The sequence below is a fragment of the Bacillus gaemokensis genome (genome assembly GCF_001590835.1).
Classification (GTDB): Bacteria; Bacillota; Bacilli; order Bacillales; family Bacillaceae_G; genus Bacillus_A; species Bacillus_A gaemokensis.
On record NZ_LTAQ01000001.1, the window covers coordinates 988,632 to 1,000,840 of the forward strand.

10 protein-coding genes and 1 other annotated feature are annotated in these 12,209 nt (G+C 37.6%); all 10 genes read right to left on the bottom strand.

Annotated features, from left to right (window positions below):
* Window positions 1–95: 95 nt before the first annotated feature.
* On the bottom strand, window positions 96–992 hold the full coding sequence (locus AZF08_RS05230; RefSeq protein WP_063177241.1) for a hypothetical protein: 897 nt from the start codon (window positions 990–992) through the stop codon (window positions 96–98).
* A gap of 143 nt (window positions 993–1,135) precedes the next feature.
* Window positions 1,136–3,544: a leucine--tRNA ligase gene (gene leuS / locus AZF08_RS05235; RefSeq protein WP_033674310.1), complete on the bottom strand. Its 2,409-nt coding sequence runs from the start codon at window positions 3,542–3,544 to the stop codon at window positions 1,136–1,138.
* A 66-nt stretch (window positions 3,545–3,610) separates the two neighbouring features.
* Window positions 3,611–3,901: a binding site (T-box leader), on the bottom strand.
* 51 nt (window positions 3,902–3,952) lie between these two features.
* Window positions 3,953–5,146, bottom strand: coding sequence for an MDR family MFS transporter (locus tag AZF08_RS05240; RefSeq protein WP_033674311.1), 1,194 nt, complete (start codon window positions 5,144–5,146; stop codon window positions 3,953–3,955).
* A gap of 152 nt (window positions 5,147–5,298) precedes the next feature.
* The gene (locus tag AZF08_RS05245) at window positions 5,299–6,456 is read right to left on the bottom strand and encodes an MFS transporter (RefSeq protein ID WP_033674312.1); all 1,158 of its coding nucleotides are present in this window, start codon (window positions 6,454–6,456) and stop codon (window positions 5,299–5,301) included.
* Between the two features lie 310 nt (window positions 6,457–6,766).
* The gene (locus tag AZF08_RS05250; RefSeq protein ID WP_033674313.1) at window positions 6,767–7,990 is read right to left on the bottom strand and encodes a cation:proton antiporter; all 1,224 of its coding nucleotides are present in this window, start codon (window positions 7,988–7,990) and stop codon (window positions 6,767–6,769) included.
* 3 nt (window positions 7,991–7,993) lie between these two features.
* Window positions 7,994–8,491 carry a cation:proton antiporter regulatory subunit gene (locus AZF08_RS05255; protein ID WP_033674314.1) on the bottom strand — a complete coding sequence of 166 codons (498 nt, stop codon included), beginning with the start codon at window positions 8,489–8,491 and terminating at the stop codon, window positions 7,994–7,996.
* A 42-nt stretch (window positions 8,492–8,533) separates the two neighbouring features.
* On the bottom strand, window positions 8,534–9,100 hold the full coding sequence (locus AZF08_RS05260; protein ID WP_033674315.1) for a tyrosine-type recombinase/integrase: 567 nt from the start codon (window positions 9,098–9,100) through the stop codon (window positions 8,534–8,536).
* Window positions 9,101–9,209: 109 nt separating this feature from the next.
* Window positions 9,210–9,398 carry a hypothetical protein gene (locus AZF08_RS05265; protein WP_033674316.1) on the bottom strand — a complete coding sequence of 63 codons (189 nt, stop codon included), beginning with the start codon at window positions 9,396–9,398 and terminating at the stop codon, window positions 9,210–9,212.
* A gap of 167 nt (window positions 9,399–9,565) precedes the next feature.
* Window positions 9,566–11,416 (bottom strand): FtsX-like permease family protein, encoded by a 1,851-nt coding sequence (locus AZF08_RS05270; RefSeq protein ID WP_033674317.1) that lies wholly within the window; start codon window positions 11,414–11,416, stop codon window positions 9,566–9,568.
* 16 nt (window positions 11,417–11,432) lie between these two features.
* Window positions 11,433–12,194: an ABC transporter ATP-binding protein gene (locus AZF08_RS05275; RefSeq protein WP_033674318.1), complete on the bottom strand. Its 762-nt coding sequence runs from the start codon at window positions 12,192–12,194 to the stop codon at window positions 11,433–11,435.
* Window positions 12,195–12,209 lie beyond the last annotated feature (15 nt).

Sequence of the window (12,209 nt, forward strand, 5' to 3'; positions counted from 1 at the left end):
CCATATGTAAGACACCTCCCCTCGCTCTTACTATGCCCAAATAAAAAATCCCCTTGCGCACAAGAGAATTTTTTTATGTCTTTTTATTTAATCTACTAGTGTCCGACATGCCCAGCATGGCCTACAGCTCCTGCTGTTCCCGCCGAGGCTCTAGCTCCGCTATACCATGTTTGATGTTGGTGATGTTGCCCTTGGTGGCCATGATGTTGGTGATGTACTTGTTGCGGGTGATGACCTTGATGACCTTGATGACCTTGATGACCTTGATGACCTTGATGACCATGGTGGCCGTGATGACCGTGGTAGTTGTGATGTTGGTGATGTACTTGTTGCGGGTGATAGCCGTGATGATCTTGATGACCTTGATGACCTTGATGGCCTTGATGGCCTTGATGGCCTTGATGGCCTTGATGGCCTTGATGGCCTTGATGGCCTTGATGGCCTTGATGGCCTTGATGGCCTTGATGTTGGTGATGTACTTGTTGCGGGTGATGGCCATGATGACCTTGATGGCCTTGATGACCGCGGTGACCTTGATGACCGTGGTGACCTTGATGACCGTGGTGACCTTGATGACCGTGGTGACCTTGATGACCTTGATGACCTTGATGACCTTGATGACCTTGATGACCTTGATGGCCATGAAGACCATCGATTACTTGTGGCGATGTTCCTATACCTCCTACCACAATAGGGAAACCGCCGAATCCTGGTTGCGGTGCAGTTGGTACTGGAAAGCCTGTTTGTGCTCCTCCTACAAATGTTGGAAATGTAGTTGGTGCTCCTACTGGAACTCCGCCTTGCGCTCCTCCTACAAATGTTGGAAATGTAGTTGGTGCTCCTACTGGAACTCCGCCTTGCGCYCCTCCTACAAATGTTGGAAATGTAGTTGGTGCTCCAGCTACAGATGTTGGAGACCCTCCTGCCGCTCCCCCCATCAACGCCTGCATTCCACCATATCCGTGCGGTACATTATTATCCATCCCTTTCATTTCTTTCACCTCTTCTTCACAATTTAGCCTACCTTTGTTATCATATTTCACCCAAAAGAATAAGTGTTTGTCTATGCGTGAATTCCACTCTTTTTCAGTTGTCTCAAAAAAAGAGCAGCCCCTAAAAGGACTGCTCTTTCATATTAATTTGCAACGATATTAACAAGTTTTCCAGGAACAACAATTACTTTACGAACTGTTTTCCCTTCAATTTGTTCTTTAATTGCCTCAAGGGCAAGTTGTTCCATTTCTTCTTTTGATGCATCTTTTTTCATCGTTAGTTTCGCACGAACTTTACCCATAACTTGAACAACGATTTCTACTTCATCTTCTACAAGTTTAGACTCATCAAATGTTGGCCAATTTGCATATGAGATTGTTTCACTGTGTCCAAGCTTGCTCCAAAGTTCTTCCCCAAGGTGAGGTGCAACTGGTGCAATCATTTTCACGAAACCTTCCACATATTCTTTCGGAAGTGTTTCTGCTTTATATGCATCGTTAATGAACATCATCATTTGAGAAATTGCAGTGTTAAAGCGAAGTTCTGCATAGTCTTCTGTTACTTTCTTCACTGTTTGATGATACGCTTTTTCAAGCTGTTTATTAGGTGCATCTGTGATTTTCTCACTTAGCTCATCGTTATCTTGAACGAATAGGCGCCATACGCGATCTAAGAAGCGACGTGCTCCGTCAAGACCATTTTCAGACCAAGCAATTGAAGCATCTAATGGTCCCATGAACATTTCGTAAAGACGAAGTGTATCTGCCCCATGACTTGCAACGATATCATCAGGATTTACAACGTTACCTTTTGATTTACTCATTTTCTCGTTGTTTTCACCTAAAATCATACCTTGGTTAAATAGTTGTTGGAATGGCTCTTTCGTTGGAACCACACCGATATCATACAATACTTTATGCCAGAAACGAGCATATAGTAAGTGAAGTACAGCGTGCTCTGCACCGCCGATATAAATATCAACTGGAAGCCATTGTTTTACTTTTTCAGGATCTACAAGTGCTTCGCTATTGTTTGGATCGATGTAGCGCAGGTAGTACCAGCAGCTACCAGCCCATTGCGGCATTGTGTTTGTTTCACGGCGACCTTTTTTACCAGTCTCAGGGTCTACAACATTTACCCACTCTTCGATGTTTGCAAGTGGTGATTCACCTGTACCAGACGGGCGAATGTTTTCTGTTTTCGGAAGAACTAATGGTAATTCTTCTTCTTTCACAGCTGTCATTGTGCCATCTTCCCAATGGATAACTGGAATTGGCTCACCCCAGTAACGTTGACGGCTAAATAACCAGTCACGAAGACGGTATGTTACTTTTTGATTTCCTGCGCTTGTTACTTCAAGCCATTCAATCATTTTTACAATTGCTTCTTCTTTATTTAGACCATCAAGGAATGCTGAATTTACGTGCGCGCCATCACCAGTATGAGCTTCTTTTGTGATGTCTCCGCCTTCTACAACTTCTTTCATCTGCAGCCCGAATGTTGTTGCGAACTCATAATCACGCTCATCGTGAGCTGGAACTGCCATTACAGCACCTGTTCCATAAGTCGCAAGAACATAATCAGCAATCCAGATTGGTAATTTCTCACCGTTTACTGGGTTAACTGCATAAGCACCAGTGAATACACCTGTTTTTTCTTTTGCAAGCTCTGTACGCTCTAAATCACTTTTCGTTTTTACAGAATCAATGTACGCTTCCACTGCATCTTTTTGATCTGCAGTTGTAATTTCTGCAACAAGCGCATGCTCTGGAGCAAGTACACAGTACGTCGCACCAAATAGTGTATCAGGACGCGTTGTGAAGACTGTAAACTTCTCTTCTGTACCGTCGATGCAAAAGTGTACTTCTGCCCCTTCAGAACGACCAATCCAGTTACGCTGCATATCTTTTAAGCTTTCTGGCCAATCAAGTTCATCTAAATCTTCAAGTAGACGATCTCCATACGCTGTAATTTTTAACATCCATTGTCTCATTGGACGACGCTCAACTGGATGTCCACCGCGCTCACTCTTACCGTCGATTACTTCTTCGTTCGCAAGTACTGTCCCAAGTGCTGGGCACCAGTTTACCGGTACTTCATCAACGTAAGCTAAACCTTTTTCAAATAGCTTTAAGAAGATCCATTGTGTCCATTTATAGTAGTTTGGATCTGTTGTATTTACTTCACGATCCCAATCATAAGAGAAACCTAATGCTTTAATTTGGTTACGGAATGTGTTAATGTTTTTCTCTGTAAATTCTGCTGGGCTGTTTCCAGTATCAAGTGCATATTGCTCCGCTGGAAGACCAAATGCATCCCATCCCATTGGATGAAGAACATTGTAACCTTGAGCACGTTTCATACGAGATAAAATATCCGTTGCTGTATACCCTTCTGGATGTCCTACGTGTAAGCCTGCACCTGACGGATATGGGAACATATCTAGTGCGTAAAATTTCGGTTTTTCTGTTTCATCTGGCGTACGGAATGTTTTATTTTCTTCCCAATACGCTTGCCACTTCTTCTCAATTTCTTGATGATTAAAGCTCATGAGATATCCTCCATTCAAATTCTATTTATTTTCACCGCCTAAAATACAAAAAACCTCTCATCCCTAGAAAGGGACGAGAGGTTATAGATTCCCGCGGTACCACCCTAAATTAATGTAATAAAGGATGTTCAAAACGTTCGGTAAAGATCGCTACCCGATTTCTTTATCCTCCTTTTTGAACAAGCACTAATACATACATTCGCTTAGATCCGTAACGTGGATTAACGGCAATTGCTACTAAAGATTTCACAACTGCAACTCAAAGGCGAGTTCATAACGAAACGTGGATTGACTTGCACCGACCGTCAACTCTCTAAACCAGCTTCTATTACTACTACTCCTTCTCACTGTTATTACACATATGAGTTAATTAAATATATTCTAAAACATGTTACATGTTCCGTCAAACTAAACTGCAATTTTTTCTTCTGCTGTTTCTTCAACTTTTACTCGTTTATCATAAATACTCGTTGCTATAAGCGCTACTACAAGCATTACCATGATTGCTATAAACAATACTTCCATATTGTATATGTCAACAATCGCTCCGCCGACAACAGGTCCGAACATTTTCCCAACAGTTGCTGCACTATTTACAACACCTTGATAAAAACCGAGCTTATCATTCGGTGCAAGGATGTTCGCAATTGTTGGAACTGCTGGCCATACGAATAATTCACCAATTGTTAATGTCACCATTGCAACAAGGAACATTGTAAATTGCTGCGCTTGGCTAAGTACAATAAACGACACTGCAAAAATACCGATTCCAATCATAATTTGTTGTTTTAAAGAACGCTTCATCGCCCGAATCATCATACTTACTAGTGGCTGTGCACAAACAATCATCGCTCCGTTTATTGTCCATAATAAACTATAATGACGAAGGCTAATATTTAACTCTTGCATATGCGTCGCAATAGCTCCTTGCCACTGTACATATGTAACCCAGCATAAAGCATATGCGACACATACGATAAGAAGCGCCTTGAATCCTGGTGTAAGTGACCAACCTTTTGTCTTTTCTTCTTTTACTTCTACACTCTTATCTTTCTTATCTTCCATACCTCGGAATCCAATAAAAGCAATTAAGAAGAAAATAAAGTATAAAATAAAGTTCGCTAAGAAAATATAATCAAAACGATAAGAAGCAACTAAACCACCGCACGCTGTTCCAATAGCGATCCCAACGTTTTGCCCGACATACATCGCATTAAATGCTCTCCGCCCGCCTTCTGGCCAAACCGTACCAACCATCGCATACATCGACGGGAATACCATTCCAGAACCAAAGCCAATTAACGCAAGCCATACAACATACAATGGCCAGCCATGGAAGAATACAAGACCTAAAATCGATACTAGTGTAATAACAATTCCTACTAAAATGGATTTATATCCGCCCCATTTATCAAATAAAACACCGCCGAGTAAATTACCAATTACCCCAGTTAGTGAGTTAATCATTAATACCATTCCGGCTACAGACAATGATTTTCCTAAATGATCATGTAAATAAATTGTATTAAAAGGCCATAAAAAAGAAGCACCCGTGACATTAATGATCATCCCAGCTACTAATAGCCATACTTTCCTTGGCATAGTTTCCCCTCCTATTCTGTTTTTTCGTTCTACCCATAATAGTAAAATTGTAGTCGTTTTTATATAGGAAGGCAACTGATTAATAGTTGATGAAATTCAGATAATAGTACCCACAACAAAATCCGCCTCTGCGTAGAGAGACGGATTTCTTTTTAACGCTTTTTCTTTTCTTTTACATAATCTATATAAACCAAAACAGCTACAAAAATAAAGCTTATACTAATAATCCGGAAGATCATCTCTAAACTTATCCATTTCGCTACAATTCCTAATGCAAATGCACTAATCCCAACGCCAACATCAAAACTTGAAAAGAAGGTTGCATTTGCCGCTCCGCTTTTTTCTGCGCTAACCTTTTGCACCGCCCACGTTTGTAAACAGGGCATAACCGTTCCGTAACCTGCCCCAAATAAAATCGCTGCAATAATAAGATACAAATTATTTGTCGCATAAGATAACATAACAAACGATAGAAATCCTAATATTGCTGAGACGATAATAATCGACCAAGGCCCTTTTTTGTCGTACCATTTTCCCGTAAAGGGACGTAGTAAAGTTGAAACAATTGCATTAACTAGAAAGAATAGAAAGATGTGATCCAATCCTTTTTGTTTTCCAAAAAGAACTAAAAAAGTAAGAATCGCTCCAAAACCGAGTGTTGTAATAACTGCTAGTAACGCTTGGAACCATACTTCTTTTTCAAAGATCATCTCAAAAAAGCGAAATGGTTGTTTATCACGCTTTACAGGAGTAGGAGCATGAACAAATAAAAGCATAATAGTTGCTAGTAAACTAAGTGTTGCTGACGACAAAATTAAAATCTCAAAAGAAAAAGTATTGTAAATAAAAATCCCTATACTTGATGCAATAATAGCTCCGACCGTTGTAGAAACAGAAAAATATCCCATTCCCTCTCCTAATCGCTTACTAGGAATTAAATCTACCGCTATTGTACTATTAGCTGTTGTTGATACGCCCCATGCAGCGCCGTGAAAAATCCGTACAAGTAAAAACAGCCATACAATATTCAGAAACGGATATATACATATAATACTTAGTAAAGCTACACTTGCGCCAATCGCTAAGCTTTTCCCTTTATTATCGATTAAATAGTATCCTACAAATGGTCTAATGAATACCGCACCTACCGTAAACAACGTTGTCACTAAGCCTACTTGAACTGAAAAGGCCTTCATACTTATTAAATAAGCTGGCAAAATAGGGAGTATCATTTCAAACCCGATAAACACAAAAAAATTACTAAGAAATAAACAAATAAATGATCGATTAAATATTTTTTGATTTTCCATATCGTGATTCCTCGCTTCTAAATTGTTTTTTAACTTAGAAGCGACCAGATCACTGAAACGTTTTTCAATTGTCTTAGTCTTTTAGCCAATTGAATCACCCTCTCTCGTTCACATTACAATCTATATCAAAACATCGTTTTAACTCAAAATAAAAATCCCGTATTAAAAATAACACTTTTAATACAGGATTCTACTCTATATAATCATTCTTGGCAACTTCCTTTCGTATCCATTTAAGAATGAATAACCTATCCAATTTAAAGTTTTTTGAACTAACTTCTATAACGCTGGAATCGTTCCCTTATAAAAATCATCCAACTTCTTTTTTCCGTTTTGCACTTTCTTTAGAGCTCCATTTAAATATTTTGTCCAATAGAGAATATATTCTTGCAGATTCCTTCGTTAGTAAAGGCCCTAACGATGCCAATATTAAAACATATAAAGCTGAAAATGGTTTAATTGTTGCCATTAAGCCACCAGCTATTCCAATATTAGCGACAATAATGGAGAATTCTCCGCGTGATACAAGAGTTAATCCAATATTCGTAGAAGCCTTATGTGATAACCCAGCTTTACATCCAGCAATCATTCCAGCTGTAAAGTTACCGATGATAGTTATCAAAACCGCTCCTAAAGTTAGCCAAACAGCTCCACCTAACGAAAAAGGATCTATACTTAAACCGAAGCTGAAGAAGAATATAGCTCCAAAGAAATCACGAAACGGAACGACAAGATGCTCAATGCGGTCACTATGCTCTGTTTCAGAAAAGACAAGTCCTAATAATAAAGCACCAATCGCCTCAGCAACATGGATTGTTTCTGAGAATCCAGCGACGAAGAACAAAATTGCGAATATTACGATAATAAAGATTTCATTAGACGAAATATCCAGCACTTTATTCAAGAACGGCGTAGCTTTTCTAGCAATCACAAAGAATAACAACATGTATCCTAATGCAATTAAAACAGATGTCAGAGCTCCTACAAATGAAGTCGCACCTCCGAGTACTAAGCCTGAAACGACAGATAAATATACTGCTAAAAAGATATCATCAAACATAATGATCCCTAATATTAGCTCTGTTTCTTTATTACCTGTTCTTCTCAAATCAACAATTACTTTCGCTACAATTGCACTTGATGAGATTGTAATAATTCCGGCAATAATTAATGTTTCTAATAGAGGAAAACCCATTACATATCCATAAAGTAAACCTAATGTAAAATTAAGTGATATGTGAATAGTGCCTCCAATGGCGATTGATTTTCCTGATTTAATTAACTTTTTCATTGAGAATTCTAACCCTAAATAAAACAGGAGGAATATGACACCAATACGGCCTAGGAAAGCAATGACTTCTCCACTTTCAATGAACCTTAAGTCTATAATTCCTAAATCTGGGGCATGTGGTCCCACTAACATACCGAGGATAATGAGAAACGGAATAATCGAAAACTTTAGTCTTGCAGCAAGGATGGCCGCAAATGCCACTAATACTAACGCAGTTCCAACTTCAAAAATTAAAGTATCCATCGACTACGAATCACCTCCTGCCGAAAGTACTTCCTTAATGATTCTTTTAATTTCGTGCCTTTCCCCTGATAATACCAACATATCACCAGCATCAATAATAGAATCTGGGCCTGGATTAAAAAATTTCTTCATATTCTTCTTCAAAATAGCAATGACAGTTACGTTATACGTTTTTCTAATAGCTAAACTACCGATTGTTTGCTGAACCGCTGGCGCATTATTCTCCACTTTAAACCACTCAATCGATAATCCTTCAAACGCCATTTCAATCGTATCTAAAGCTTGCGGTCTGTATACCATTCCGCCTAATATGGCAGCGATTTGTCTCGCTTCAGAGTCACGAAGAGAAATGCTTGAAACACTTTCTTCATGATCAGCATCAAAATGATACATTTCTCTTCGCCCATCATCGTGAATAACGATAACCATTTTTTCATTACTTTTTGTTATGACTTCAAATTTACATCCGATACCCGGAAGTTCGCTTTCTCTAATATTCATATTCATGCCTCCTAAAAATTTTTTAGTTAAGGCTCTTCCCATTTATAAATCTACATCAATTTCTGTTTTAAACTTTTCATCTTTCGAGATCCCTAAATACTTTAATGTTTCTGATGGAGTCGCATGATGAAAATGCTTTTGAAGAAGCGCAATCGCTATTCCTCTTTTATACGCATGGAATCCAAATGTTTTTCGCATTGAGTTCGTTCCAATTTTACCTGGAATTCCAATCGCTTCAGCAGCACGATGAATTACACGATAAGCTTGTTGGCGCGTAATTGGATTTGATGTTTTATTAGACTGGAATACGTAATTTTTCATCTCACTAGTAGTAGATTGTACGTATTCTAAAAGCGCTTCTTTTACTTTTGTATTTAAATAAATATCTTGTTTAAATTTTTCATCTTTCACAGGAAGAGAATAAAAATCTTTAACAGTTCCATCTTCATTTAATACATCTTCAAATTTAATGCTTAGTAGTTCTGTAATTTTTAGTCCCGTATTAATTCCAATAACAAATAATAGATAATCTCGCTGCGAATGCTCTTTTAAATATTTTTTCATAGCTTCAATTTGCTCTATATCTTTTAATGCCTCTACAACTTCCATACATGTATTCTCCTCATCTTATGAACGGTAATTTTTCTAACTATCTTGTTCATTTTACCTTATCATGCTAGAGGATTTCCATGTATTATCCATTATTGAAACTTTTATGTTACACAACTGGCGCAATACACTTTAATATACCGAAAAATTCTGGATATTCATGATTTGGAAATTTACTATTATACAAATATGTTACAACTAGAAAAATAACGAGAGATATGGATGAAAATAGTACAGCCTCTTTCGATCTCAACATTATACCTATAACTTCAAGTAAAGATCCGTCTTCATTTTGCAAATGGTTTTCCTCCTTTCAGTTGCTATCATTGAATCCCTCCTTATTATTCTCTTTATGTTACTTAATTATATAATATACTACAATTAAGTAACATAACAAGGGTTTTTTATCATTTTTCTGAAAACACAATAAAAACCGAGCATCCCTGCTCGGTTTTTTTATCTTTCTTAGTCTTCTTTTGGAAGAACAATTCCTTTATACAATTGAACTGTAATGAAGTAATAGATCGCATAAATCACTACGAAAATAACAATCGGAAGCCAAATACGGAAATACGGATCAATTAAGATAAATCCGAAGATATTCATACCAACTAATACGTGAGCGATACCCACAATCGCTGGGAATAAGAATACTAAGAATAACTCTTTATAAATGGACTTCGTTAATAACTCACGACGCACACCGATTTTACGAAGCATTTGATAACGTGTAATATCTTTTGATGCACCAGAAAGGATTTTAAACATTAAGCAACTTGCCATCATCGCTAAGAAAGCAATTCCGAGGAAGAAGCCCATGAATACTGTTCCGCTGGCAACACCATAAAACATATCATAAGCAGCGTATTTACCATGCATCTGTTCAGCTTTTACATTTTTATATTTAGCTAGCTGCAACTCGTCTAGTTTTTTCCATTCTTTTTTATAAGATACAAAATCATCTGTTTTTCCAATGAATGCCATACCTTCTTTACCCTTTATACCATCGTACATCTTTTGATCAACGATTTTAATTGCTTGATCAGGATATAGATAGAACGGCTGGATCATTCTAAAAGCCTCTTCCCATTCTTCTGGAAGTGCTTTTGCATTCGCATCTTTTTCTTTCATCTCTCTTGAAATAGCACCTACAGGAAGTTCCTCAGAAATCTTCTTAAATTTACCAAAATTTTCTTTCCCTACACCACCGTGTACTAATGGGCGATTTGTCTCTAAGTCTTCTTTTAGATAATAAACGAACTTATCATCTACTTTATAACGATATTCATTCTTCTCATTGAATTTAATACCATCTAATATTTTCTTTTCTTCTGCTGTTGGATTATGAATCGCTGCATCATATATTTCAATACCATCAACAGTTTTTATAACATTATTTTTGAAAGCCATACCACCAGAAATCGCTCCTGCACCAAGTGCAATTAACATCGCTACCGTTGCAAGTACCTTTGTTAAACTATTAATACGGAAGTTAAGCTGTGCAAATGTAAAAGCATTAAGTCCTTTTTCACTGCGCTTTTTATTACTTTTTAATTTTTTAATGATAAGCGGAAGTACAGAAGCAAATAACATGTACGTCCCTGCTGTTGTTGTAATTAACGCAATAACAATACCCATTTCTCTTAATTTTTCCATGTAAATCATGGATGCATATCCAATTGCTAATAAGATAATTGCAAAGAATGCGATTACACCGGTCATTTTCCCTTTAACTACCACACGCTCTGTATGAGAATCTGCATGCACAAGTTGTAAGACTGAAATACGTGATAATTTAATACTGTTCATAATTGCCGATAATACAAATAATGCAAAGAAGAAAATACAAGTCACAGTGATTGATGGAACGTAAAATCCATTGTAACCATCTGCAGTAAACTCAAGCTGCTTCATAAGTAGCTGCCCAATTCCCTGCGCAAGTCCTACACCAACTGCAATCCCAATTACAAGAGATGCCGCTCCTAATACAATTGTTTCAATAAACATAAGCAATGTAACTTTATGTTTTTTTGCTCCTAACATCATATACATACCGAACTCTTTTTGACGAAGCGATAATAAGAACGAGTTTGCATATAAAATATAGAAGAATGTAATAATTGCTAATAAGAATGAACCTGCTTGGAATACAAATCCAATAGATTGAATAACAGCGTTAGATTCAAGAAACGCTTTATTCAGCGCTAACGTTTGAAACATGTAAAAAATTGAAATTGACATTACAAGACCAACAAGTAAGACGATATAATCTTTCAGCTTACTTTTTAGTCCTGACATGGAAAGCTTAAATAACATGCTAGAACCTCCTTTCTTATGCTTTTTGTGTACCTAAGTCTGCAAGCACATCTAAAATTTCTTTATAGAACGCTTCACGCGTACCACCACGGTGAATTTCTTTGTATAACTCGCCGTCTTGGATGAATAAAATACGCTGACAGTAACTTGCACTATATGGATCGTGGGTAACCATCATGATAGATACGCCTTGCTCTTCATTTAAGTTTGTCATCGCATCTAAAAGACTTGTTGCGTTTTTAGAATCAAGTGCTCCTGTTGGCTCGTCCCCTAAAATAATTGCTGGCTCATGCACAAGCGCACGCGCTGCTGCTGAACGCTGTTTTTGTCCACCAGATACTTCAGATGGGTACTTTTGCAAGATTGCTGAAATCCCTAACATTTCCGCTACCTTTTCTACTTTCGGTCCGATCTTACGTGATGGAACACCTTGAAGTGAAAGTGGCAATGCGATGTTTTCATAAATCGATAAGTTTTCTAGTAAGTTAAAATCTTGGAAGATAAATCCTAATTTTTGAGAACGGAAATCAGATAGTTCACCTTGCTTCATCTTCGTAATATCCGTACCTGCAATTTCAACAACGCCTCCCGTTGCTTTATCCAATGTTGAAATTACATTTAGTAATGTTGTTTTCCCTGAACCAGATGGTCCCATAATCCCAACAAATTCACCCTCTTGAATCGAGAACGATACACCTTTTAATGCGTGTGATTGGCTCTCGCCTTTTTTACCGTATACTTTTTGGACGTTTTTAACGTCTACAACTGGTTTATTCATATATATCCTCCTACG

Coding starts and splice junctions, on each gene's coding strand:
- leuS (WP_033674310.1), bottom strand. CDS start 3,544: ATGAGCTTTAATCATCAAGAAATTGAGAAGAAGTGGCAAGCGTATTGG.
- AZF08_RS05240 (WP_033674311.1), bottom strand. CDS start 5,146: ATGCCAAGGAAAGTATGGCTATTAGTAGCTGGGATGATCATTAATGTC.
- AZF08_RS05245 (WP_033674312.1), bottom strand. CDS start 6,456: ATGGAAAATCAAAAAATATTTAATCGATCATTTATTTGTTTATTTCTT.
- AZF08_RS05250 (WP_033674313.1), bottom strand. CDS start 7,990: ATGGATACTTTAATTTTTGAAGTTGGAACTGCGTTAGTATTAGTGGCA.
- AZF08_RS05255 (WP_033674314.1), bottom strand. CDS start 8,491: ATGAATATTAGAGAAAGCGAACTTCCGGGTATCGGATGTAAATTTGAA.
- AZF08_RS05260 (WP_033674315.1), bottom strand. CDS start 9,100: ATGGAAGTTGTAGAGGCATTAAAAGATATAGAGCAAATTGAAGCTATG.
- AZF08_RS05270 (WP_033674317.1), bottom strand. CDS start 11,416: ATGTTATTTAAGCTTTCCATGTCAGGACTAAAAAGTAAGCTGAAAGAT.
- AZF08_RS05275 (WP_033674318.1), bottom strand. CDS start 12,194: ATGAATAAACCAGTTGTAGACGTTAAAAACGTCCAAAAAGTATACGGT.